The sequence below is a fragment of the Parasphingorhabdus sp. genome (genome assembly GCF_059726685.1).
In genome coordinates this window covers 74249-99664 of the sequence record NZ_AP041068.1, presented here as the reverse complement: position 1 = coordinate 99664, position 25416 = coordinate 74249, and the positions used below count along the sequence as shown (strand labels likewise).

Annotated in this window: 21 protein-coding genes; 14 read left to right on the top strand and 7 right to left on the bottom strand. The window is 52.7% G+C overall.

What is annotated here, in order from left to right; all coding sequences use genetic code 11:
- Complete coding sequence (locus AC6I9Z_RS00455) at positions 1-1233, bottom strand: UbiH/UbiF/VisC/COQ6 family ubiquinone biosynthesis hydroxylase (RefSeq protein ID WP_461458015.1); 1233 nt, start codon at positions 1231-1233, stop codon at positions 1-3.
- A gap of 194 nt (positions 1234-1427) precedes the next feature.
- Between AC6I9Z_RS00455 and AC6I9Z_RS00450 the strand changes: the two genes are divergently transcribed.
- The 7 genes from AC6I9Z_RS00450 to AC6I9Z_RS00420 all read left to right on the top strand — a co-directional run bounded on the left by AC6I9Z_RS00450 (position 1428) and on the right by AC6I9Z_RS00420 (position 10241).
- Positions 1428-3731 carry an FtsK/SpoIIIE family DNA translocase gene (locus AC6I9Z_RS00450; RefSeq protein ID WP_461458017.1) on the top strand — a complete coding sequence of 768 codons (2304 nt, stop codon included), beginning with the start codon at positions 1428-1430 and terminating at the stop codon, positions 3729-3731.
- Between the two features lie 71 nt (positions 3732-3802).
- Complete coding sequence (locus AC6I9Z_RS00445; protein ID WP_461458019.1) at positions 3803-4432, top strand: LolA family protein; 630 nt, start codon at positions 3803-3805, stop codon at positions 4430-4432.
- A 288-nt stretch (positions 4433-4720) separates the two neighbouring features.
- Positions 4721-5515 (top strand): exodeoxyribonuclease III, encoded by a 795-nt coding sequence (xth, locus tag AC6I9Z_RS00440; protein ID WP_461458021.1) that lies wholly within the window; start codon positions 4721-4723, stop codon positions 5513-5515.
- Entirely contained in the window at positions 5516-6592 is a 1077-nt protein-coding gene (gene ribA, locus AC6I9Z_RS00435) for a GTP cyclohydrolase II (protein ID WP_461458023.1), read from the top strand.
- The gene (locus AC6I9Z_RS00430; RefSeq protein WP_461458025.1) at positions 6589-7095 is read left to right on the top strand and encodes a L,D-transpeptidase family protein; all 507 of its coding nucleotides are present in this window, start codon (positions 6589-6591) and stop codon (positions 7093-7095) included. Before ribA ends, AC6I9Z_RS00430 begins: the two co-directional genes overlap by 4 nt.
- A gap of 122 nt (positions 7096-7217) precedes the next feature.
- Entirely contained in the window at positions 7218-8030 is an 813-nt protein-coding gene (locus tag AC6I9Z_RS00425; protein ID WP_461458027.1) for a universal stress protein, read from the top strand.
- 132 nt (positions 8031-8162) lie between these two features.
- Positions 8163-10241: an EAL domain-containing protein gene (locus AC6I9Z_RS00420; protein WP_461458029.1), complete on the top strand. Its 2079-nt coding sequence runs from the start codon at positions 8163-8165 to the stop codon at positions 10239-10241.
- 9 nt (positions 10242-10250) lie between these two features.
- On the opposite strand, the gene AC6I9Z_RS00415 is transcribed toward AC6I9Z_RS00420, so the two are convergent.
- The 4 genes from AC6I9Z_RS00415 to AC6I9Z_RS00400 form a co-directional block, all read right to left on the bottom strand.
- On the bottom strand, positions 10251-10889 hold the full coding sequence (locus AC6I9Z_RS00415) for a helix-hairpin-helix domain-containing protein (protein WP_461458031.1): 639 nt from the start codon (positions 10887-10889) through the stop codon (positions 10251-10253).
- Positions 10890-11081: 192 nt separating this feature from the next.
- The gene (locus AC6I9Z_RS00410) at positions 11082-11846 is read right to left on the bottom strand and encodes an OmpA family protein (RefSeq protein ID WP_461458032.1); all 765 of its coding nucleotides are present in this window, start codon (positions 11844-11846) and stop codon (positions 11082-11084) included.
- 207 nt (positions 11847-12053) lie between these two features.
- Positions 12054-13820 (bottom strand): vWA domain-containing protein, encoded by a 1767-nt coding sequence (locus AC6I9Z_RS00405; RefSeq protein ID WP_461458034.1) that lies wholly within the window; start codon positions 13818-13820, stop codon positions 12054-12056.
- A gap of 106 nt (positions 13821-13926) precedes the next feature.
- Positions 13927-14730, bottom strand: a complete 804-nt coding sequence (locus AC6I9Z_RS00400; RefSeq protein ID WP_461458036.1) for a M48 family metalloprotease — start codon at positions 14728-14730, stop codon at positions 13927-13929.
- Positions 14731-14948: 218 nt separating this feature from the next.
- Here AC6I9Z_RS00400 and AC6I9Z_RS00395 point away from each other — a divergent pair, with 218 nt between their 5' ends.
- The 3 genes from AC6I9Z_RS00395 (at position 14949) to AC6I9Z_RS00385 (ending at position 17328) form a co-directional block, all read left to right on the top strand.
- The gene (locus AC6I9Z_RS00395) at positions 14949-15587 is read left to right on the top strand and encodes an isochorismatase family protein (protein WP_461458038.1); all 639 of its coding nucleotides are present in this window, start codon (positions 14949-14951) and stop codon (positions 15585-15587) included.
- A gap of 4 nt (positions 15588-15591) precedes the next feature.
- A complete protein-coding gene (locus AC6I9Z_RS00390) occupies positions 15592-16773 on the top strand; it encodes an FAD-dependent monooxygenase (RefSeq protein ID WP_461458040.1) in 1182 nt (393 codons plus the stop codon).
- A 147-nt stretch (positions 16774-16920) separates the two neighbouring features.
- A complete protein-coding gene (locus tag AC6I9Z_RS00385) occupies positions 16921-17328 on the top strand; it encodes a hypothetical protein (RefSeq protein ID WP_461458042.1) in 408 nt (135 codons plus the stop codon).
- A 41-nt stretch (positions 17329-17369) separates the two neighbouring features.
- Here the strand turns inward: AC6I9Z_RS00385 and purD are convergent, their stop codons facing one another.
- The gene (purD, locus tag AC6I9Z_RS00380; RefSeq protein WP_461458044.1) at positions 17370-18650 is read right to left on the bottom strand and encodes a phosphoribosylamine--glycine ligase; all 1281 of its coding nucleotides are present in this window, start codon (positions 18648-18650) and stop codon (positions 17370-17372) included.
- Between purD and xseA the strand changes: the two genes are divergently transcribed.
- The 3 genes from xseA (at position 18649) to AC6I9Z_RS00365 (ending at position 21310) form a co-directional block, all read left to right on the top strand.
- A complete protein-coding gene (xseA, locus tag AC6I9Z_RS00375; RefSeq protein ID WP_461458046.1) occupies positions 18649-20127 on the top strand; it encodes an exodeoxyribonuclease VII large subunit in 1479 nt (492 codons plus the stop codon). The genes purD and xseA overlap by 2 nt on opposite strands.
- A gap of 92 nt (positions 20128-20219) precedes the next feature.
- Complete coding sequence (locus tag AC6I9Z_RS00370) at positions 20220-20429, top strand: DUF2093 domain-containing protein (protein WP_109354185.1); 210 nt, start codon at positions 20220-20222, stop codon at positions 20427-20429.
- Positions 20429-21310: a M23 family metallopeptidase gene (locus tag AC6I9Z_RS00365; protein WP_461458047.1), complete on the top strand. Its 882-nt coding sequence runs from the start codon at positions 20429-20431 to the stop codon at positions 21308-21310. The genes AC6I9Z_RS00370 and AC6I9Z_RS00365 overlap by 1 nt, the downstream gene beginning before the upstream one ends.
- A gap of 60 nt (positions 21311-21370) precedes the next feature.
- Here the strand turns inward: AC6I9Z_RS00365 and AC6I9Z_RS00360 are convergent, their stop codons facing one another.
- Entirely contained in the window at positions 21371-21928 is a 558-nt protein-coding gene (locus tag AC6I9Z_RS00360) for a hypothetical protein (RefSeq protein WP_461458049.1), read from the bottom strand.
- Positions 21929-22316: 388 nt separating this feature from the next.
- On the opposite strand from AC6I9Z_RS00360, the gene AC6I9Z_RS00355 reads away from it, so the two are divergent.
- A complete protein-coding gene (locus AC6I9Z_RS00355) occupies positions 22317-25325 on the top strand; it encodes a TonB-dependent receptor plug domain-containing protein (RefSeq protein WP_461458051.1) in 3009 nt (1002 codons plus the stop codon).
- Positions 25326-25416: the final 91 nt, after the last annotated feature.

Sequence of the window (25416 nt, the reverse complement as noted above, 5' to 3'; positions counted from 1 at the left end):
CTAGATTAAATCACCCATAAGCAATTGCGGCAAATCACCACTTTCGCCGCGCGCTTCCGCCATGAACTGGTCTTTGAGGGGTGGGATGCGTTGCACTATGCCAATGCCAAAGCGGCGGATCGCTGAAGATGTATCGCCGGGCAATCCAAAAAGCCGCGTGAGGACGTCTGTAGCGGCTGACATCATAAGATTGTCCAGCCCGCGCCAGCGGTCATATCGAGCCAATATCTGTGCATCCCCCAGATCGAGGCCTGTACGGGCGCCATCGACAATGCACTCGGTTAATGCTGCCACATCGCGCAGACCCAGATTGAGTCCCTGACCAGCAATCGGGTGGATCCCATGTCCTGCATCGCCAACCAGGGCAAGACGCTGGGCGATGAGTTCTGCGCTGTGATGAAAACCGAGCGGATAGGCCGCGCGGTCGGATTGCAAGGTCATTTGACCTAAAAACCCACCAGTTTTCTTCATCAACTCTGCTTCAAAGGCCCGATTGTTGATCTTGGCCAAAGCCGGTCCGTCTTTGCGCGCAACCGTCCAGACAATGGCCGAGCGATGACTTCCATCCTGATTGTCGCGCATCGGCAAAACGGCGAACGGCCCGGAGGGATAGAAAATCTCATAAGCCGTATTTTCGTGCGGTTGCTCATGCGTCACTGTGCACACAATAGCGCTATGGTCATATTGCCATTTTGCCATGACGATACCGGCGTCGTCGCGTATCGCGCTTCCACGGCCATCGGCCGCGATCAGCAACGGAGCGACCAATTGTTCTCCACTTTCCAGAGTGACAGAAACATGATGATCACCACGGTTGCTTTGTTGCACTTGTGTCGAAAGATATAGATCAATCTGGTCGTGTGTCTGTGCAGCTTCAAACAATGTTCGCTGCAAAACCGCATTTTCAATCATCACGCCGAGCGGCCCGTCATTTTCATCAGGCGTAAAGTCAAGCTTTCCGGGTTTTAGGCCATCGTTGATCAGAATTCTGTCAATATCGCACCCATGTGGCTCCAGCTTCTCTGATAGGCCAATCGCTGCAAATATATTCCAGCTGGCGCTGTTGATAGATGAAACTCGCCCGTCATTTTGCGGATCCATTAAATGGGCCGGCGCTGCGCGATCAATCACAGTCACGCGCAATCCATGAGCCGCAAGAGTCAAAGCTTGGGTCAAACCAATCAGGCCAGCGCCCAATATGATTACATCGCTCCGCTTTTCACTACCGGTCATATTCGCGCCTCTATTTTGTCGTTCGCTGTCCATAGGATAAGCGCCAGCGGATCGAAAAGAAAGCTGTTCGGGTAAATTATCATCAACAAACTTGCCGGAAAACTTGACGCGGAGTCACCGATTCGCGCAAAGGAAACGATAGTTAATACGGGTTTGGCCATTTGTACCCAGATGGCAGACCCCGGGAGTAGAAAATGGCCGGAAAAGCAAAGGAAGCCAATTGGCGAGAAGTGATGCGGGCCAGCCTGCTACGCAGCGGCGCGCTGATCGGTGCCGTTTTCCTAAGCCTCGTGGCCGTTTTTCTGTTTCTTGCTTTTGTGAGCTATTCGCCCAGCGATCCTTCGTTGAATACTGCGGCTGGCAGCGTCGAGCATAACTGGATGGGCATTGCCGGATCTTACAGTTCTGACCTGCTTTTGTCTCTGATAGGTGTTCCGGTGATATTATTCCTGCCGCTGATATTGATTTTCGCCAATCGCTTGTGGCGCGATATTCCGCAGGTTGAGTGGAAAAAACAACTGCTTTGGTGTTTGATTGCTGCCTTTCTGATCGGAACGGGTTTGTCATTGTGGTTTCCTGACAGTCAGGCGGATTTGCCATCGGGCTGGGGCGGACTTGCCGGCATGGTTTCTGCCAAAGGTATCAATGCTGGTTTGACCGCTATTTCAGAGAGCTGGAGCGGCGTTGTTTCGGGTGTGTTGACAGCGATCACTGTAACCGGCGGTCTAGTGCTTGGTTATTTTAGCTTGCGGCTCGACAAGCCTCTGTTGTCCATGCCCCAGATCAAATTGCCGCGCTTCAAATCGGCTGAAGAAGATAGCGGCCTGGTTATCGAGCCTGAGGGCGCTGCCCCAGCGAAACCGAAAAAGCCGCCCGCTCCACGCAAAGAAGTCAAACCGGATAACCGGCCACCGCCGGAAATTAGCGACCGGGCGCTGCCTCCTAAAAAAGCGAGCCTATCGAGCGGTAAACAAGGCGATTTCTTTGGCCCCTACTCGCTGCCATCAATCGATCTTCTGACACCGCGGCCCGAAGAAGCCAATAATGTCATCGACAAGGCCGGACTGGAACGCAATGCGCGTTTGCTTGAATCCGTTCTCGACGATTTTCATGTGAAGGGCACAATCAACGCCGTGCGGCCGGGGCCTGTGGTGACTATGTATGAACTGGAGCCTGCTCCTGGCATCAAAGCAAGCCGCGTGATCCAGCTTGCCGAAGATATTGCACGAAATATGTCCGCGCTTTCCGCCCGTGTGGCCGCGATACCGGGCCGAACCGTCATGGGTATTGAACTACCTAACGCACAGCGTGAATCCGTTGTTCTGCATGAAATGATCGGCAGCGACAGTTTTCAGGATCAAACCGGTCAGCTTCCAATCATTCTCGGCAAGAATATCTCCGGTGACCCGGTAATTGCTGATCTTGCGCCGATGCCGCATCTGTTGATCGCGGGTACGACGGGTTCCGGTAAATCCGTTGGCCTTAACTGTATGATCGTATCGCTGCTTTACCGGATGACGCCGGATCAGTGCAAAATGATCATGATCGATCCGAAGATGCTGGAACTCAGCACCTATGACGATATCCCGCATTTGCTGTCGCCTGTTGTAACCGAACCGGCCAAGGCTGTCCGCGCACTAAAATGGGCGGTGGAGCAAATGGAGGAACGCTACCGGATGATGTCGTCCATCTCGGTGCGCAATCTTGCCAACTATAATGAGAAGGTCAAAGCTGCCAAAGCAAAGGGTGAGCCATTGGGTCGCAAGGTCCAGACCGGCTATGATCCGGAAACATCGCGGCCCATCTACGAAGAAGAACAGCTGGATTATGAAGTCCTGCCGCAAATAGTGATTATCGTGGATGAGCTTGCTGATTTGATGATGACCGCCGGTAAAGAGGTTGAATTCCTCATCCAGCGCCTTGCCCAAAAAGCGCGTGCAGCTGGTATCCACCTTATCATGGCAACCCAGCGTCCATCGGTCGACGTCATCACCGGTGTGATCAAGGCTAATCTGCCGACACGGATCAGTTTCCATGTGACGTCCAAGATCGATTCGCGTACTATCCTTGGCGAACAGGGCGCCGAACAGCTTCTCGGCAAAGGTGACATGCTTTATATGCCTGGTGGCAAACAGCTGACCCGTGTCCATGGCCCATTTGTGTCCGATGACGAAGTCCGCCTGATCGCCGATCATTGGCGCGCGCAAGGATCACCGGAATATATTCAGGCGGTAACCGAAGAGCCGGAAGATGGCAGCTATGCTCTGGATGGCGCAGATCTTTCCGACAGCAAGGAGGACCGGCAATATGCGCAGGCCTGCCAGATAGTCTTTGAAAGCCAGAAAGTCTCGACCAGCTGGCTCCAGCGGCAGCTTAGAATCGGTTATAATACAGCAGCGCGTATCATCGACCGGATGGAAGATGACCAGTTTATTAGCCCGCCCAACCATATTGGCCGCCGGGAAGTGCTGCGCGATCAAAATGGTGAAGTGATCTAAAAGGCGACAATTCAGGTGATGTTCAATCGCTTCTTGTTAGGCGTTGCGGAGATTTTTCAGGAGTTTTCAATATGTTGAGATTTGCTTTTCTGCTCGCAGCTGCGCCTTTGGCGTTTACCGCCAGCGTGCCAGCGACAGCCCAGCAAAGCCCCGCCGATGATATCAACGCGATTTCGGCCCATCTGCGCGCCATGACCACCATGACTGCCAGTTTCACGCAAACCGACCGCAGTGGGCGGCTATTGCCCGGGAAACTGACATTGAAACAGCCGGGCCGGATACGCTTTCAATATGGCAAGGAGGCGAATCTGCTGATTGTCGGCGATGGCAAGGCGTTGACGATGATAGATTATGAAGTGAATCAGGTTCAGCGCTGGCCGATAAGGAACAGCCCATTGGGCGCGCTGCTCAATCCTGAACGGGATTTATCCAAATATGGAAAAATCATCCCGACTCGTAATCCAGATGTGTTGAGCGTTGAGGTGCGTGACCCGAAACGGCCTGAATATGGCGTGATTACAATGGTTTTTACCAAGATCGCCGGCGCCCCTGCAGGTCTACGCCTGGATGGCTGGGTATCTCTCGATTCGAAGAATAATCGGACATCTATTCGGCTTTCCGATCAAAAATTCGGCGTTCCGGTAGCCAACAACGCTTTCAAATGGACTGATCCGCGCCGAAAAAGACGCGGTAGGCGATGAACGGAGGCGCGGCCTCGACCAGCGGAAGCCCTGACAGCTTTTGTTCATCTAAGCGACAGAAACGCGGTTCTATAACGGTTACAGGATGAGATGAGGCGATCAGGTTTTCCCCCTGTTACCTGATTATATAAACTTCGGACCATCCTATGCGTGACGAACGCGAGTTAGCCCTCACCTCCTAAATGCCCCCGGAGGTGAGGGTTTTTCGTCTCTAACCTATCAAAAAATATGAGAATTGGTCGGGCTTTTGGCTTGGGTTTTCTGGCTATCATGGCTAGGGATTTAGCGATGAGTGATACCCTGAAAGTCGTTAGCTGGAACATTAACAGCGTCCGCGCCCGAATCGAAATTGTTGAGCGATTCTTGAAGGAAGAAGCCCCCGATGTGCTTTGTCTGCAGGAAACCAAGGTCCGTGATGACCAGTTCCCGGAAGGTGTTTTTCGCCAGCTGGGCTATAATCACCTGATATTAAACGGTCAGCCTATGCATCATGGCGTTGCGATGATCAGCCGAGTGCCGCTCCATAAAGATGAACGATTTGACTGGCAGGCCAATGGCGAGGCTCGCCACGTCGGCGCGCGTCTGGAAAATGGCGTACGTATTGAGAATGTTTACATCCCGGCAGGCGGAGAGATTCCCGACCGTGATGAAAATCCGAAATTTGGTCAAAAACTGGATTTCTACCAGCGGATGACGGACTGGTCCGCAGCGCTTGACACACCAACGATTCTACTGGGTGATTTCAACGTGGCGCCGCTCGAAGCGGATGTCTGGAGCCACAAACAACTGATCAATGTGGTCAGTCATACGCAGATAGAAATTGACGTGATGGCCAAATTGCAGGCCGCTCATGACTGGGTTGATATCGGCCGTAAATTCATTCCCGATCCCGAGCGGCTTTATACATGGTGGAGTTACCGCGCCCGGGACTGGCGGGCCTCGGATAAGGGGCGCCGGTTGGATCATGTCTGGGTTAGCCCGGAGCTGGCCAACAAGGCGACCAGCCATATTGTTCATGAAGACGCTCGTGGCTGGACCAAACCGTCGGACCACGCGCCTCTCATAACGGAGTTCAAGTTTTGAATGACGTCCCCTGCTGCCTTTGACTCAACAGGCGCGAGGCGCGCTGCAAGAGCGATAGATGCGCTGCGCCGGGGTTGGCCAATAGGCATTGAAATAGAAGGCGGAATGCTGAACCTGCTTCCTGTCGAAACCACCGATCTTGATCAGTATCTATCTTCACAGGCCAATATTACGTTGCTGATCTCGTCAAGCCGGGCTGATACACTGAAGTTGCTGAACCAGCGTGCTGCTGCTGATCCAGCACTACCGGTTCAAATCAACCTGCCGGGGCCGGTCAATGCTGCAGAGATTATGGCGATAGTTGATCCCGTGCTCGATATGCAGCACCCAATGAAAGGCCCTTTCCGTAGCGAAGAATTAAACCATCCTAAAGCGGCCAAAGCGGCTATGGAGCTGGCGCGGCATGGTGGATTGCTGCCAGCCTTTTTAGTGGTAGACGAACCGGCGGAAGACCGGTTGCGTATCGAAGACGCAGAGACCTATGCCGACTCCAACGCGCTGGTCATCAGCGCTCATGCCAAATTACCCGTTGCCGCCAATACAAAGGCCCATATTTACGGGTTTCGCAGTGATGCTGATTCCACCGATCATGTTGCCTTGGTCGTCGGCGAACGCGATGATACGACGCCGATCGTGCGGCTGCATAGCGAATGCCTGACCGGTGATGTTCTGGGCAGTCTGAAATGCGATTGCGGACCTCAACTCCACACTGCACTGGCCCGGATGAGCGAAGCCAACTGGGGTGTGCTGCTATATTTACGCCAGGAAGGACGCGGAATCGGTTTGATCAACAAGCTGCGCGCCTATGCTTTGCAAGATCAAGGTTTTGATACGGTTGACGCCAACCAGCGGCTTGGCTTTGCCATAGATGCCCGGGATTTCTCGATCGCCGCACGGATGTTGGAATTGCTCAATATTCCCACGGTAAAGCTACTGACCAATAATCCGGAAAAGGTCGAAGGCCTGCAAGGTTGCGGAATAGCTGTTGATGAACGCCTGCCGGTGCAAATCACCGCCAATCCGCACAACGAATTCTATCTCGACACCAAAAGGGATCGTACAGGTCATAAGCTTTGAACGTCCTGCAAGTTGATACGCAGTCACGGAAGCTCACATTCCATGATGAGATAATGGATTGCGCCATTGGACGCTCGGGAGCCTGCCCTTCTGAACAGAAGCAAGAGGGTGATGGTTGCACACCGCTGGGGCGATGGCCCATTCGTACCGTTTTCTTTCGCCCCGGTCGAAGCTTTCCTTCATCGGCGGTCAAATTGCCCTGGCGCTGGATTGGCCGGCAGGATGGTTGGTCTGATGATCCGTCTGATCCATCTTATAATCGGCCGGTGCGATTGCCTCATGGCTTTAGCGCGGAAAACCTGGTCCGCGATGATCCACTTTATGATGTGATTGTTGCTTTGGGGCACAACGATGCGCCGCCCGACCCGGGCAAAGGCAGCGCAATTTTCCTCCATATCTGGAATGATGCCAAACCAACCGAAGGTTGTGTCGCAATTGCGCGTTCAGATATGGACCGTTTGTTGCCGCAGCTAATGCCGGATGATATGGTGGAAATCAGCTGAACGCCTGATTGGGTCAAAGCCGATAAATAATCCCAGGATATTTTGCGCCAGATCAATGCTGCGCCAAATGACAGGCCGATAATCGCTTTTTTCGTTGCAACGGAATGACCGGGAGAGAAGCCTTGAAAACGATATTATTGCATGTGTTTGAAGATAGCGGATTTGAATCGCGCTTGCAGGTCGCGCTCGACATCGCTCGCAGTAATGAAGGTCATCTGACCTGCGTGCAGCCGACGACGCAATTTGCGCCAATGTCTTTTGGGCCGATGGGCGGTGATTTTGTCACGGGCATCAATTTTGAAGATATGGATGCGGCAGAACGCGCTCATCGGGAAAAGATAGAAAAGCACCTGAAGGAGGAGGACGTGTCTTGGGACTGGCAAACCGGTCTCGGCGATCCGGCAACATTGCTCACTGAACGGAGTCGCCTTGCTGATCTGGTCGTCCTCAGTCAATCATATGGCAAACGGAATGCCGGTGATGAACCTCTGCCAATAGCAGGCGATGTCGCGGTGCACGCTCATTGTGCTGTCTTGGTTGTTCCCACTGAAAATATGTCCTTCGACTGTCAGGGGCCGATAGTGGTGGCATGGAACGGGTCTGCTGAAGCCGCCAAGGCTTTGCGATTAGCCTTGCCGATGCTAAAAATGGCTAACGATGTCCATATCGTCACCGTTGGCGATGAAGACGTAGACTTCCCGCACACTGCCGCTTCGACTTTTTTGGCGAGACATGGTGTTTCGACCACATTGCATGAACTAAAGGGAAAAGGGAGTGAAGCTTCTGACATCATTGGGGGTTTCGCCATGGGTCAGAATGCAGTTGCCCTCATCATGGGGGCCTATGGACATAGCCGATTGCGGGAGACCTTATTCGGCGGTGTGACGAAAAATCTGCTCAATGATACGAAAATCCCTTTGCTGATGGGGCATTAGCGCATCGCTCTGACTTGGTTGGGCGCCCCTTTGAAGCCATGTCACGCAAATGAAAATTCGGACTTCCCGAGAGCAGTGAAAAGCTGGCCATAGATACTTAAGCAAAGCGCGGAATAACCGTTCAATTGCTATATGGACAATATTGACATTCAAAGGGACGGACTGCGTTTCAAGAGCCTGGCAGATATCTCTCCGGCCGGCATTTTTCTGACAGATTGTTCGGGCAGTTGTACATATGTCAATCAGTCTTGGATGGCGCTTTCCGGACTGAGCGCTGCAGAAGCTCATGAATATGGTTGGGCAAATGCCCTTCATCCCGACGACAGGGAGCATGTGTTGGCGGAATGGGACAGGGCGGTTCGAAATGACCAGGTGTTTAGCCTGGAGTTTCGGTTCCAAAAACCAAATGGTGAATCAGTCTGGATTTCCGCTCTTAGCAGCCCCTATGGAGACGAAGATGATACCCCGCTAGGTTTTGTCGGCTTGTGTTTCGATGTAAGCGGGCAAAAGGCAATGCAGATCGAAATCGACAACGCCAATCGCTTGTTCCGCAAAGCAGAACAGATTGCTCAAATTGGTACATGGCGGCTCGACGTACATAGCTATCAGCTTTTCTGGTCTGAGCAGATTTTCGCCATCCATGACCTTCCAGAGGGTCCGGTCCCTCCTTTGGGCAAAATGCTGGAATTTTATCCGGGTCATGAAAAATCGCGTCTGACCGAGACGATCAAGCAAGCCATAGAAAGTCAGACGGCATTTGATTTGGAAACTGGTTTTGTGACAGCCAACAATCAACAGAAGAGGGTTCGCAATATCGGAGAGCCCCAGTTCGAGAATGGCAAACTGACATCGATTATTGGTGTTTGCCAGGATGTGACCGATAAGTTCCAACTGGAAGAAAAATTGCGTTTGGCGGCCCAGCTTGATGATTTGACAGGGATCGCAAACCGAAAAATGTTTGTCGAAACAATATACCGGATGACAAATCAAAAGGATCGCTCGGAGGATGGGGATGGCGGCATTGTATTGATGCTAATCGATCTTGATGATTTTAAACGGGTGAACGATGATCTTGGCCATCCGGCTGGCGATGAACTGTTGATACAGGTTGCCGATCGGCTATCAGCCGTTGCCGGTACCGAGCTTGTGGCGAGGATTGGTGGCGATGAATTTGCTGTCGTCAAGCGCGTTGAGGGAGACACCCTAAATTGCGATAAAACGGTACAAGAAATTCAATCATGCTTCTCGCGTGCTTTTGCCATCGGCTCGCGGCAAGTGAAATGTTCAGCCAGTATCGGCTGGACAGCTGGCAAAGCTGGCAAAAAATCGGAAGAGATATTGTCCAAAGAGGCCGATATCGCGCTTTACTGCTCAAAAAAGACGCATCCCAAAATCCCGGTTATGTTCAACCAGGACATCGGCTTAAGGCATAAGCGGCATACGAAACTCGCTGGCGATCTGAAATCGGCTTTAGCCAATGGTGAGATGTATCTCCTGTTCCAGCCACAATTGAATATCGAAAGCAATCAGATCAAATCGTTTGAAGCTTTGTTGCGGTGGGACCATCCTGATCTTGGTGAAGTTTCTCCTACCGAACTCATACCTATTGCGGAAGAAACCGGGACTATCGGGTCACTCGGTGATTGGGTCGTTGCAGAAGCTTGCCGCCATGCGGCACTCTGGCCGGATGAAATTAATGTCTCTGTAAATGTCTCGGCTACACAGTTGATTGATCCGGATTTCATCTCCAAAATAATGCGCACCATTGCGAAGTACCAAATGGACCCCAACCGTTTGGAACTGGAAATCACCGAATCCGTTTTCATTGAGAATATTGACCAGACAAAGGCGATGCTGGAGAAATTGAGCAGCATCGGGGTGAGAATTGCGCTGGACGATTTCGGTACCGGATTTTCATCCTTGAGTTATCTGTGCGCTATTCCATTCGATACCGTGAAGATCGACCGAAGTTTTGTTGCACAGATAGGCGAGCTGGAAGGAGCGGCACCGATAATAAGTGCGGTTACTGGTTTGGGTGCTGCACTAAATTTTCAAACTGTTGCGGAGGGCGTCGAGAATTCAAGCCAGTTGGCTTTTCTGAAAGAGAAGGGATGTAACCACATACAGGGATTCTTGATCAGTGAGCCAATTTCCAGTCGCGATGTTCAGGAATTTTTCGGTTTGAAAAAATACCAAGCCAGTAACGGTTAGTGCAAACTGTTAAAGCTTGCCGTATTTCTTTTCAAAGCCGGCAATATCGTCTTTCGCAAGATATTTGGCCTGATCAATCCATGAATCGCGGGTAATTCGGCCGCTGAAGCTCTCCAGATACTGATCGACTTCCTGAATCTCTGCCTCTTTCCATTCGGCAATCTGGTCAAAGCGCGTAATGCCCAGATTGTTGAGCAGACTATTCAGCTTCGGTCCGACGCCTTTGATCAGTCGTAAATTGTCGGGGTCGCCCTTTGCTGGCGCGATTTTCGGTTTGCCAGGAGGTGGCGGCGGTGCTGGCGTTTCGGTGGCCGCGGGACGTTTGCGAGGACGCGGCGTAGGGGCCGGTTTGACCGTCTTGGCTGCCGGTGCGGCTGCAGCCGCTGGCGCTGCGGCAGGTTTTGGTGCCGGAGCAGGAGTTGGCGCAGGAGCAACTTTTGGAGCCGGTGCCGGTGCAGGGGGAGGTACAACGGGTTCAGGTGCCGGAACAACAGCGTCGCCTGCTTTTTCCAGTAATCCATCATCGGCGTCAAAATGATCGTCCGCATTTTCGCGCCCGGATACAGCCCAGGCCCAAAATGCAGTTGCTACGCCAATCAGCAAAGCGATCAAGAAAAACAGCCAATTTTCGGAAATCAGCGATATCATTATATTAAACCCCTATATTCAAGCCAATTATGGTTGGCTGCGCGGCTATATATCTGCGCTGCAAGCCAGTCCCATTCAAAACTGCAGTTAAATTTCGTCGCGATTGCGACCCCAGATGAGCCATCCAATCCCGAGGCCAATTGCAAAAGTCACCAGCAGGAGCAACAGATTTTCGATTAATAGTGGCATGGTTCATTCCCCCTGTTGCGAATTCGCATCATTTGTCGCTTTTTTATTGGCCGCCTGTACTTTGAATTCAATCCGCCGGTTTCGTGCATCTGCTTCTGGACCTGTTTCGGTCGCCAGCGGTTGTTCTGCCCCAAAGCCGGTTGCCGTAACCATATTTTCGGCGATGCCGCGCTCGATCAGACCCGCTCGAACCCGGTCGGCGCGTTCTTGTGACAGGATTTTGTTCACTTCGGCATTACCATTGTCGTCGGTATGACCACCAACAGCTATCGCGAGACCGGAACACGGTTCCAGCGCCGCAGTTACGTCATCGAGTATCTGGTTTGAGGCGGGAGAGATATAGGCACTTCCTGATCGGAAACTAAGTTTCTTTCCGTCCATCGCCTGATCCACCGCAGTCTGGCATTTTGTTATGGCTGGATCGGCATTTGCGCCACCACCGCTGGTTTCAGATCCGTCACCGCCGTCCGTTCCGCCGACCAGACCGCTACCGGCCCAGACAGCGTCAGATACGCCGGGGATGGCAGCAACGGCGTTAAGTGCTTTCTGTTTCATATCGTCAGAAACATCTCCATCCAGCACGGCTTTGCGCGACAAAGGATCGCGGCCAAATGCGACCTCGACACCCTCCATGCCCTGCGCAGTCATTTCTGTTTGAGCGGCCTTTTCAAGACCGGAGATATACCCATCACTAGTGGCATAGTGCCCGACGACTGCCAGTAATGCTGTGGCAACGGCACCCGTTAATATCTTACCCCCAACTTCCATCACGGAACCCCTCACTCAATGCATGTCATGTTACTAATCAGCTAAAATGGAGGATAATTGGGGGCAAGTCTAGTTTCGCTGTGGGGCGCAAATGCCAAATATCCGACGAGACGGGCTGAATTTGTCCCCATATGAGACAATTGCTTAGCAAAGATGGTTAATGGTCTGCTGCCTTGGTGCCACAGCGCAGCGGAGTTCGAATCATCATCAGCTCTGACTGCGGGCTAAATCATTCAGTTTGCGGAATTCCTGACGCCAGAAATTACCACCGTTACCGGATAACTGCTGAATGTTCCGGAATTCGTAATCACCAAGATATTTGTCGCCACGCAGCTTTTGACCGAAAGCAGCCACTGCTACGGCGAAGGCCATATCACCGCTCGGCGCAGATGTGTTTTTCAATCCATCTGCGGAAATTTGCCGCTGGATGAGCCGGGATTTTGTCCCGCCAGGTAGTTTGTAGCGCAATTTTATCTGCGCCATTTCGCCATCAAAATCCGGTTGTGGTTGGGCAGTGCGATTGCCGGCATAACGGCGTTTGGGTAGCCAGCCAGATGATCGGGCTGGCATGATTTCATAGAGGGCGGTGACCTGATGACCGGCGCCAATGTCACCCGCATCAATTTTGTCATTGTCAAAATCTTCTTCCGCGAGCAGCCTGTTCTCATAACCGATCAGGCGATATTCCTTCACGTGGGCTGGGTTAAATTCGATCTGGATTTTCACATCTTTGGCAATGGTGAAAAGGGTGGAGCTCAGCTCGTCGCCAAGTACCTTCTGGGCTTCCATCGCGCTATCTATATAGGCGTAATTGCCATTGCCGACATTGGCTATGCCTTCCATTAGCTCGTCCCGGATATTACCGGTGCCATAACCAAGCATCGTCAAGTTGACGCCGGACTCCCGTTCTTTCGCAACAATTTTTTTCAACTCGTCGGTATTGGAGGTGCCGACATTGAAATCACCATCGGTCGCCATGATGATGCGGTTGATACCGCCTTTCAGAAAGTTTTTGCGGGCTGTGGAATAGGCGAGTTTGAGCGCGTCACCACCGGCCGTTGATCCTCTGGCATAAAGGCAGTCTACTGCTTCTTTGATATGCTCTTTGTTGGACGTCGGCGCGAGCAGCAAACCGACTGTACCGGAATAGACAACAATGGATACGCGGTCATCGTCTCGCAGTTCGCCGGCAAGCGCGGTCAGTGTTGATTTGACCAATGGCAATTTGTCTTTGCTATTCATCGAGCCGGATACATCAACCAGGAAAACCAGATTGGCGCGAGGCCGTTCGCTGCTATCCACATCATAGCCGCGCAGGCCAATCCGCAGCAGGCGGCTGGAATCATTCCATGGTGTGGTCGAAAGATCGGTAGACACGCTAAAGGGTGTTTCCCGGCTGGACGGCGCAGGATAGTCATAGCGGAAATAGTTGATCAACTCCTCCGTCCGCACTGCCGCCTCCGGCGGCATTTTCCCGTCGTTCAGGAACCGGCGGACATTGGAGTAGCTGCCGGTGTCAACATCCACGGCAAAGGTCGATACTGGTTCATCGGCGACCCGCTTTATGCTCGCTACGGCTTCACCGGCATATTTTTCTCGATCCTGTGATTGCGGTGGACGAGGATAGGGATACGGGTACGGCCCGGATGGTCGGATAACTGCAGCTCTGCGGTTCACACTCTTTGCAGGAGCGCCGGAAATAGATCTGCTGACAGGCGAAGATGCCACGACAGGCGGGGGAGGTGGAGGCGAAACACCTTTTGTCCCGCGCCTTGGTACCCTTACCGATATGCGCTCGCGGTCCTGATACCCAAAAATGCTGCAGTTGACGGGGTGGGCCGGCGGTAATCGCACCAGATCAGGGCGTTTGCCTTGCCTGGATTGCGCTTCAAGCGGTGCGGTGGCGGGCGTACCGATCAGGCCAAGCGCGGCCAATCCACATAAGGCTTTGGAAATATTTGAAAAACGTCGCATGTCACCCTCTTCCCACATGTTCGACCCGGGACAGAAGGTGCCAAGAGCAAGCTGACTGGACTATGAACACATGATATGGTGTTACATAATCCAGTCAGACAAATCGTCAGCCGAGCTGCATATCCGGCATGGCAAGAGCGAGCTGCTTGCGCATCCGTTTGGACCGGGCTTCCGGGCTCGGATGGGTTTGCAGCCACGGCAGGCCGCCACCTCCGCCACCCATGCCAGCGAGCTTGTCGAGCGCAGTCACGCAGGCCATCGGATCGTATTTTTTCTGCTTCATGAAAGCCATGGCGTAGTCGTCCGCCTCTTTCTCATGTTTTTGCGAGTGCTGTGAACTGATCACATCGCCGAACAGCTTGCCGAGTTTGGAATTGGCAATTTTACCGACCTTGCCGCCTGCTGCGTCGGCAACGCCGAGAGCGGCTTCTTTCTGCAAAGCGCCCTGCATACGTTTCTTGGTATGGCCTTCTTTGACATGACCGATTTCATGACCGATCACATAGCGGATCTCGTCATCGGTAAATTCATCCATAAGTCCGGCAAAAACCCGGATTGTGCCATTGGCCATGGCAAAGGCGTTCACATCGCGGACCAGATAGGCTTTTATATCAAGATCAAGCCCATCATGATTTTTCAGACCTTTCGACAAATTGGCTATGCGTTTGCCATATGGGTCATTAGCCTTCGCAACTGGATTACGGCTATCCATATCGGCCGCCATCTGGTCAAAATAGACCGCCATTTCCTCATCATTATAAGAGCCAGCTTTGGCAACTTTGCCGGCCGCTCCCAGGCCTTTTTTCAGATTGAACTGAGCGTGCAAGGGCGCGGTTGCGCTAATACCGCCAGCAAGAGTGGCGATGACCATGATCTGCCGCCGTGTGAGTAAAGTATCGTCGTTTTTCAAATCCAAATGCTCCCGTAAATTTGAACTGCCCCGGTCACTCTATGCAAAGTCGGAGCGTTGCTGGCAATCGACTAAGCGACGAAAAGATGTAAAATTCGCAGTGCCATCGCCCGCCACAACTGCTTTTTTATGGCTGCGTTCCAGCTCGATGAAAATGGAATGACCATTTGCAGGGAACCAGGCTTGCACTTAAGCTGGCGCAAATAGGGAGCAAAAAAGTGTCTGACCTTCAAGATGATTATAGCGCTGCTGGCTTCGGCGGAGAACTAGGTTTCGGGATGAAGCCAGCGATTCTCCTGATCGACGCGGCAAAGGCATATATAGAGCCAGATGCTCCGCTTTATGTGGGCTCCGAGGATGCATTTCAGGCGATGATCTCACTTGCGGATTTGGCGCGCAACCACGGTATTCCGATCATTTTTACGCGCGTTGAATATATGCGCGGCGGGGCTGATGGCGGCCTGTTTTACCAGAAAGTCAAAGCGTTGTCGCTGTTCCAAAAAGGCGAGCGACTGGCGGAATTTGACGACCGATTGCAACCGCAGCAGGGTGATATTGTCATCACTAAACAATATCCCAGCGCCTTCTTTGGTACCAGCCTGGCCTCGACACTTAACAAGCTACGAGTGGACACATGTCTGCTGGCCGGTTTCTCCACATCCGGATGTGTCCGCGCCTCGACGCTGGATGCACTGCAATATGGATTTCGTCCAATCGTCGCGACAGAGGCTTGCGGTGATCGTGATTCGCAAGTGCAGTCTGCCAATCTTTTTGATCTCAGCCAAAAATATGCCGATCTCAAAAGTCTGGTGGAAATAGAAAGCTACTTCCAGACACTATCCGCACACGGGGGCTAGGTCCATGAGGGTGGTGATTGCAGGGGGCGGGATCGGCGGACTGAATGCCGCGCTGTGCTTCCATAAATTTGGCTGGGACGTCACAATTTGTGAACAAGCCTCTACACTAGGCGAAATTGGTGCGGGCATCCAGATCAGCCCGAACGGTATGAAGGTGCTGCGCGCTCTTGATATAGACAAGCAGATCGAAGCTGCGGGTTTTCGCCCAAGAGCAACCCAGTTTCGTTTGGGCCAGTCCGGTCAACCGATTCTTACAGCCTCGATGGCTGACTATGAAGAAACATTTGGGGCGCCCTATCTGCACATCCACCGGGCCGATCTGATTGGCGCGTTGCAGGAAGCTGTCGATGATCGCTTGCCGGGAGCTGTCAGGACAGGTGCCGCGGTGGCGGGTTACGGGCAGAATGAAAGTGACGCTTGGGCCGTGCTGGCAGACGGGTCGAGGATCGCAGGCGATATAGTTATTGGCGCGGATGGGATCCGATCGACAATTCGGGCGCAGATGATTGGCTCGGACGATCCCGATTTTACAGGAAACGTAGCTTGGCGCGCTGTGGTTCCGGTTGAAAAACTGGGCCGCAATGCCCCGCTACCAGTGTCCAGCGCATGGTTCGGTGAAGGTAAGCATGCCGTTACCTATCTATTGCGCGGCGGCAAGCTGGCCAATTTTGTTGGTGTGGTTGAGCGCGATGACTGGACCAACGAAAGCTGGACTGAGCAGGGCAGCCGCGCCGATGCCCTAGCTGATTTTGCGGGCTGGCACCCGACTATCACCACCCTACTTGAGCAAGCTGAAGACCATTATCGCTGGGCGCTCTTTGATCGTGCACCGCTGGACCGGTGGGTTGATGGCCGGGTTGCCCTGTTGGGAGATGCTTGCCATCCGATGCTGCCCTTCATGGCGCAGGGCGCGGTACAGGCGATTGAGGATGGTTATGTTCTCGCGCACCATCTGGCTCAACATGATGGTTATGTCGCGGCGTTGACAGCCTATTTTGACGCGCGCCATGATCGCACAGCAAGGGTACAGGCCGCTGCCCGGGCGAATATGGACCTGTTCCATCAGCGCACCACTAGAGGAAAGCTGACGACCTACGGCCCAATGTGGGTAGCAGACAAGATCAAACCCAACTTGGCTGCCCAGAAGCTTGCGTGGCTCTACGGGCATGATGTGACGGCGGTCTGAAAACGGCGACTTAAGACTTCGTTTTTCTCCGATCTTTGGGAATTTGGACATTTTGTTCAGATGGCCGACAGCAAAGTGCTGCCAAACACATGAAGAGCAACTGGTGAAGTAAACCAAAATCTTCCCGGTTTAGAGAAAGGCAACGCAATGTTTCGAAGCATGGTTTCAAGACGTATTGCCCTTTTCATGACCTTGAACATTCTGGCCTTTGGGTCCGTTTCGGCGGCACCCGAGACACAGAAGATGCCGGAAAGGCTTTCGGTGCTTGTGACCTTTGGTGAAGAAGAATGTCCGGAGCCGGAAAGTGAGGACGAGATTGTTGTCTGCGCGAAACAACCGGAATCTGAGAGATATCGAATACCCAAAGATCTACGCAAAACTGAAGAGGAGTTGGCGGTCGATCACAGCTGGTCTTCGACGGTTGCGCTTCATGAAGATGCAGCCCGCGCCGGTCGACCAAATAGCTGCTCAGTGGTCGGTACAAACGGTTTTACCGGCTGTCAGTCGGCGCGTATCCGGCAATGGTTTGCAGAGCGCCGTGAGGTAGAGGATTGATAGTTATAAGAACAGCGATCCCGCGACCGCAACGCGGTTGATTATAGTGACTTTTCTCTGGCGACTTCTCGCCAACCGATATCGCGGCGGCAAAACCCGCTTTCAAAGTCAATCTGGTCCACAGCGGCATAGGCTTTGGTTTGTGCTTCGGTTGTGTTGTGACCCAGCGCGGTGACGTTGAGCACCCGACCACCATTGGCGACCAGCTTGCCGTCAACTTCGGCGGTTCCTGCATGAAAGATTTTTGTGCCTTCGCGCTCGGCACGGGCAAGGTTCTGGATTTTTCCGCCTTTTTCCGGGGTGCTGGGGTAGCCCTTCGCTGCCATCACAACGGTTAGGGCCGATCGCGTATCAAATTCTGGCGCACTGATCTGGCCAAGCTGACCTTTGGCAGTCGCCAGCATGATCGCGGCGAGATCGGACTGGAGCCGCATCATCAGCACCTGACATTCAGGATCGCCAAAACGGGCGTTATATTCAATCAACTGTGGACCTGTTTCAGTTAGCATGAGGCCGGCAAACAGGACGCCGCTATATGGCTTGCCCTCAGCCGCAAGAGTATCAACCGTGGGTTGGATGATCTCGTCCATGACCTGTTTTTGCAACGCTGTGGTCAAAACGGGCGCAGGGCTATAGGCGCCCATGCCACCGGTATTCGGACCGATATCGCCTTCGCCTACGCGTTTATGATCTTGTGCGGTGCCGAATGGTATGACGTTTTTGCCATCAGTAATCGCAAAGAAGCTTGCTTCCTCGCCTGTGAGGAATTCCTCGATCACGACCTCCGCGCCAGCATCGCCAAATCCGCCCTCAAACATCATCTCAATGGCTTCTTCGGCTTGGGCACGGGTTTCGGCAATGATAACGCCTTTTCCTGCGGCAAGGCCATCAGCTTTGATAACTACCGGAATTGCAAATTTTTCAAGGGCCGCCAAAGCGTCAGATTGGTTGGTGGTACGAACATAACCAGCGGTCGGAATGTTGGCGCGGGCGCATAGATCTTTTGTGAAGCCCTTGGACCCTTCCAGTTGAGCGGGGGCTTTGTCTGGCCCGAACACCAATATGTCCGCACTACGAAGGCTTTCAGCCAAGCCGTCAACCAGCGGCGCTTCCGGACCGACAACGACCAGATCAATCCTGTTTCGCCTGCAGAACTGGATTACCGCCGCGTGATCCAATACATCCAGTTTCACGCATTCCGCATGGTGCCCGATGCCGGGATTGCCTGGGCTGGCGTAAAATTTCTCTACAGACGGGGATTGCGCCAGCTTCCATGCCAAGGCATGTTCACGGCCACCGGACCCGAGCAACAGGATATTCATGGACGACTCTCTTTCTTTAGACGCGAAGCTGTTAGCCGAGAGCGGCGCTGGCGACAATGCTGCTCCTTTATCCGTGTCAGAAATATCCGGTACGCTGAAACGGGTTGTCGAAGATCGCTTTGGTTACGTAAGGATCAAAGGCGAGATTTCGGGCTACAAACGGGCGGCGTCCGGCCACGTTTATCTGGCGCTGAAAGATGACAAGGCGGTGCTCGATGGCGTGATGTGGAAGGGCAATGCGGGGCGTCTGCCTTTCCAGCCGGAGGACGGGATCGAAGTTGTCGTGTCCGGCAAGCTGACCACCTACCCCGGCCGTTCCAAATATCAGGTCGTAATTGATAAAATGGAATTGGCGGGTGAGGGAGCGCTGATGCAGCTTTTCGAAAAGCTCAAGGCCAAATTGCGGGCCGAGGGGTTGTTCGATCAGGACCGCAAGCGCTCGATTCCATTTTTGCCGAAAACTATCGGCGTCGTGACATCACCGACCGGCTCAGTCATTCGGGACATATTGCACCGGCTGGCAGATCGCTGCCCCAGTCACGTCATTGTCTGGCCGGTGCTGGTGCAAGGCGAGGGTGCATCCAAACAAATTGCCGGCGCAGTTAACGGCTTTTCAAACATGCAAACCGATAGCGGTATGACCAAGCCCGATCTGGTTATAGTCGCGCGGGGTGGCGGGTCGATTGAAGACCTGTGGAGCTTCAACGAAGAGGAAGTGGTGCGGGCGATTGCGGATTGTTCCATTCCGGTTATCTCTGCTGTTGGCCATGAAACCGATACGACATTAAGTGACTTTGCGGCGGACCTGCGCGCGCCAACCCCTACGGCGGCGGCGGAAATGGCCGTCCCAGTCAGGGCCGAGTGGCTGGCATCACTAAGTGAATCGAAAGCGCGTATGGGGCGATCGATGCAGCGTAGTTTTGCAACGGCATCGGAAAGGCTGGAGGCACAGCGCCGCCTGATGCCCGAGCTCACGGATTTGCTCCGCCCGCACCAGCAAAGGCTGGACGAGCTATCCGATGGCATGAGATATGCCATGGGGCAGAATGTTGCCCAGGCGCGCAGCCGTTTTTCTGCATCGGAAGGCGCCCTTCGCCCTGCAATTCTTAACCAACGGCTCAAAGCGGCAAAAAGCCGGCTAGAACGGCTTGATTTGCCGGTAGTGCTGGTCAAGCGGCCTTTGGATGATGCAAGGCGGCGATTGGACAGCCTTTGGCGGTTGGCGCAGCAAGTGTCGCCGGATGGTCCGCTAAAGCGAGGATATGCAAGGATATCTTCGTTGGATGGAACATTTGTTGGTAGTCGCAAAGCGGCGATAAGTGCCGGCGCTGTAAATCTGCACTTTCAAGATGGTGAAGTTGGTGCTCAGATCATTGAGGAGGCGACTGCAAAACCGCAGCGACCGGCAAAAAAGGCGAAGCCGAAGCCTGGCAAAATCAAAAAACCGGCGGATGACAGGCAACAGGATTTGTTCTAGGCGGATTTTTTGTTATGAAAGTCGTAAATATTTACCTGTAAATAACTGTTGGTAAATCGCGGGTAAATGGCACGGAAGGTAAGGTTTTTCTTATGTTAATGTCCAATCGCAACAAAGTGGCAAAGCTATATTATATGCCCAACGGCTTTCGTCCGCTGTCATCCGGCGACCATGTTCTATGTGCGATCACCAGCGAACAGATTCCGCTCGAAGATCTGCGCTATTGGAGCGTGGAGAAACAGGAAGCCTATGCGACAGCACAAATCTCTGCTCAGGCGCATTTGCCGGAAGAGGAAAAATAATGAGATTTAGGAAGACCGTAATTTTTGGTTCTGCGGCGCTAGCCGCCATTGCAGCTATCCCGTTGCCTCTGTCTTCGACATTGGCAGAAACAGCTGAAGCGGAAGAATCCGCTTTTCTGCAGGCCGTCAAATTTGGTTTTTCCGGGCAGGAGATTCAGGGCGGCGTGATGCTGGGCGATGCACCTGCCGGTACACAGAGCCTGTCTTTCGATGGGCAGCCGGTTCCGGTTGATGAGGATGGCAAGTTCATCATAGCCTTTAACCGGGATGCCGGGCAGTCAGCGCAAATGGTCGCGACGCTGGAAAATGGCCAGACCGTCAAGAAATTTTTCAACATCGCTCCTCGCAAATGGAAGATTGAGCATGTTAATGTCGCCCGGCGTAGCGGTGGGCCAAGCGCTGCGTTCATGGCTCGGCGGAAACCGGAGCTGGCTCAAATCAACGCGGCGCGTCAGGTAAGAAGCAACAGCAAGGGCTGGCGTCAAACCTTCGTCTGGCCAGCCAAAGGTCGTATCTCCGGTATGTTCGGGTCCCAGCGCATCTATAAAGGCGAGCCAGGAAGTTATCATAGCGGCGTAGATATTGCCGGAGGCACAGGCACTTATTTTGTCGCGCCGGCCGATGGTGTCGTGACGCTGGCTGCGAAAAAGCCATTTTCGCTCGAAGGCAATTTGCTAATGATCGATCATGGCATGGGCTTGAACAGCGCATTTCTTCATGCCTCTCAGATACTTGTTAAAGAAGGTCAGGAAGTGAAGCGCGGTGAACCCATTGGCCGCATAGGAGCTACAGGTCGTGCAACGGGCCCTCATTTGCATTGGTCGATGAAATGGAACAATGCGCGCATTGACCCGATACTGCTGACCGGACCAATGAATTGAATTATGGCCGTCAAGTGAGCCGATACGCCCGGATTGATCAGTAGCTAAAGCCAGTTCGGGCTAGTTTACGATCCGCTTTACTTTAAACGCCCGACCGTCATTCACCTTGGCGACAAAACTACCCAAAGAGCCGCGCTTCACAACAATGGAATCTCCTGATTTCGGTCTCCGCATGCTTTTTACCTCGGTTTGTTGCCAAAGGGCGCCGTCATCAAGCTTGATAAGCCATTTGCCACTGCGTAATTTTTGGGCCGATGCAATATTTGCTTCTATCTGATTAACATTATCATCTTTATCGCCATCGCCGCCGAAAAGCTTTATCCTCGGCAGAGACAAACCAAATAAACCACGCCGTGCTTCACGCACCTGTTTCCTGTCAGCTATGACCACCTCATTGTTGGTCTGCGCGGTTTCAAGAGCTGCCACTTTGGCATCGAAGCAAGCCAGCCGTTGTTCGGCATCTGCTATGTTTTTGCACGCTACTAGTTCCGTGTAGATAGCAGGCGGCGCAGCGATTGCTCCATCCTCTTTCGCGGCGACGGCCGGCGCGTTCAGTACAAGCGCGATACCCAACGATAATGCGAGTGCTGGGCGTTTTCCAATGATCTGAATGCTCATTTCTTTACTCCTCGGCCGAAAAATGCACGGTTATGTGTTGTGACGGTGACGCTTTTACATCTTTCGTTTTCCTAGCATAACAAGGCGGCTACGCAACAGCATGCGTGGGCATTCAAGAAAATGATTTTAAATCAGCGCATAAAACCGGTCTATTGTATAGGATGCTTCAATCCCTCAGTGCTGATATGACTGTGACAAAATAGTTACATTCTCTACAAAACTGCCCCTCAAACCTGAACAGCGGCTTTACACTATTGCGCAATTACGGCATCTGCCAGCCATTCCGATGGAATATTGCGCGTGTCCAAAGCGGGTATGATTCGATTGGACAACTAAAGAAGCGGGCCATTGGGGGCCCTGCTCCTCCAGAATAAGGGACTGGAATAACATGAAAAAATTTACGAAGCTGAAAAGCGGCGCAGCACCTTTGGTGCTCGGTCTTGCTATGGTTTCAGCACCTGCCTACGCGCAGGACCAAGACGTACAAGACGCGGATGCAGTCGATGAGGAAGTCATCGTTGTTACCGGTTCTCGTATTACTAACCCTAACCTTGAGCTTTCAAGCCCGGTTGGTGTTGTAACCTCCGAAGAACTTGAACTGCGTCAGACCAACGTTGCTGAGCAATTCCTTCGCGAACTGCCTAGCTCGGTTCCAAGCATCGGTTCTGCGGTGAACAATGGTAACGGCGGTTCGTCCTTCGTTAACTTGCGTAACCTTGGTTCTCAACGTAACCTCGTTCTTCTGGACGGACGCCGTTATGTACCTGCCGATACAACTGGCCGTGTTGACCTTAATAACATTCCGCTGGCTGTCATCGAGCGTACAGACATTTTGACCGGTGGTGCTACAACCACTTATGGTGCGGATGCGATCTCCGGTGTTGTTAACTTCATCACCAAGCAAGATTTTGCTGGTGTTGAGCTGAACCTCAGCGAGCAAATCACTGAGCAGGGCGACGGTAACGTCTTCCGCGGTGACCTGACAATCGGTGCTAACTTCGACGATGGCCGCGGTAACGTGGTATTGAGCGTTGGCTATCAGGATCAGGATGCTGTTTTCCAGGGTGATCGTGAGTTTTCCGAATTCAACATCGGTTCTTTCACCGGTAATGCTGGTGGTTCTTCGAACTCTGTTCCTGCCAACCTTCGTGGTCCGGTAAGCGCTCAGATTAATGCTGACGGTAGCGGTCTTGACCCAGCGTCTTCGAACTTGTTCAACTTTAACCCGTTCAACATTTTCCAGACACCGTTTGAGCGTTTCAACCTGTTCAGTCAGGGACGCTATGAAGTTAGCGATGCTGTAGAAGTATATGCTCAGGCATCTTTCTCTAAGCAGACTGTTTCAACGATCATCGCGCCAGGCGGCTCGTTCTTTAACACATACGCTTTGAACTATGGTAACCCGTTCTTGAACGATGTTATCGGCAACGCGATTTGTGCTGGCGACGATATTGATCCTAACACTGCTGGTGTTCAAGCTCGTACGGCTGCTCAGTGTCAGACACTTCTGGACGATACAACAGGTCCATTGTTGGCTGACGGTTCGCCAAACCCGAACTATGCAACTGTAAACCTCGGCATCCGTCGTCGTTCGGTTGAAGCGGGTACGCGTAACTCTGACTTCACCAGCACCGTGTTCAACTTTGTTGTTGGCGCACGTGGCAACATCACCGACAGCATCACTTGGGATCTTTCCGGTGGCTATGGTGAAAGTGAGCGTATTCAGCGTCAGTCTGGTTTTGCACGCTTCGCTCGTTTGCAAAATGCTTTGATTGCTACCGACGTTAATACCTGTGTGGCTGATGCAAATGTTGGTGCTACTGCTGAAGCAGGCTGTGTGCCAATTAACCTTCTTGGACCACTTGGTAGCCTTACCCAAGAGCAGATTGACTACACGTTCTCTCTGACTCAGCAGGTTATTACCGCTACTTCATTGGCTCAGGTTAACGCATTGGTTGCCGGTGACTTCGGTTGGGGTATCGCGGAAACACCAATCAGCTTTGCTGTTGGCGGTGAGTATCGTGAGTTTGGTGCGACCCGTCGTAGTGACGAAGCATCTCAGACTCCTGGCGCTGTTGTCGGTGGTGGCGGTGCTGCTCCTGACATCACAGGTAGCTATGATGTTTATGATGCGTTCGGCGAGCTGGTTATTCCAGTGCTCGAAGGCGTGCCATTTGCTGAAAGCCTGACCGTTGAGCTCGGTGCACGTTATTCCGATTATTCGACTGCTGGTACCGAGTTTACTTGGAAAGCAGGCGGTGCTTGGGAGCCAATTATCGGCCTGAAAATCCGTGGTAACTATCAGCGTTCTTCACGCGCACCAAATATTGGTGAGCTGTTCACGCCGGTTACAACGGGCCTCAGTAACTTGGGTCAAGATCCATGTGCAGGCGCTGCGCCTCTTACAGATGCTAACCTTAGCGCGATTTGTATCGCTCAAGGCGCGCCTGCAGGAAGCATCGGCATCATCAACAACCCAGTTGCTGGTCAGGTTAACGTTACCACCGGTGGTAACTTGAACCTTGGTACGGAAACTGCAAAAACTTGGACCGTCGGGTTCTTGGCTGAGCCAGCTGCCGTTCCAGGTTTGGCTGTAACCCTTGACTACTGGAATATCGAAATAACCGATGCTATCACCACCCCAACTCCGGGTGATGCCAGCGACGCTTGTTTCGTATTCAATGCTTCGCCAACGAGCGCTGAGTGTCTTGCGATCCGTCGTAATCCACTCGATGGTAGTCTCTCCGGTTCTGCGGCGGATACACCTGGTCTTCCTTTGAACCTGACCAACTTGGGTACACTGGAAACCGATGGTATCGATCTTTCGATCAACTATGGCACGGACATTACCGACAACATCGGTCTGAACCTGTCCTTTAACGGAACCTGGACGAACAAAAACTTGTTCCAGGCTACGCCGGGCAGCTTGAACCGTGAATGTGTTGGCTTCTACAGTGTAAACTGTCTGTCTCCGCAGTCTGAGTTCACCTTTAGTCAGCGGACTTCGGTGACCTTCAACGATGAATTCCGGATTTCGCTCTTGTGGCGCTATCTTGATGGTATCGAATATGAGCCAGAGCAGTTTGCTGCTGAACTAGCTGCTGCGCAAGCTGACCCTGCCGGTTGCCCTGATCCACTTGGAGCAGATACTGGCGGCTGTTTGGTTGAGCCTGAATTCCTCAACATCGGTGCAGAGCATTATTTTGACCTCACCGGTCAGTGGGAAATCAGCGACAATGTTCAGCTGACTCTGACAATCCGTAACCTGTTCGACAACCAGCCAACAAGTGTTGGTTCCGACGTTGGCGCGACAGCGTTTAACAGCGGTAACGTTTACCCATCGTCTTACGATGCTCTGGGTCGTCGTTTCGCAGCTGCGGTTAAATTCAGCTTCTAATCTTTCAGGATTAGAACGAATAAAAGAGGGCGGGCCGCAAGGCTCGCCCTTTTTTGTTGAAAGACTTGTACAGTGCAGTATAATTTCTTTG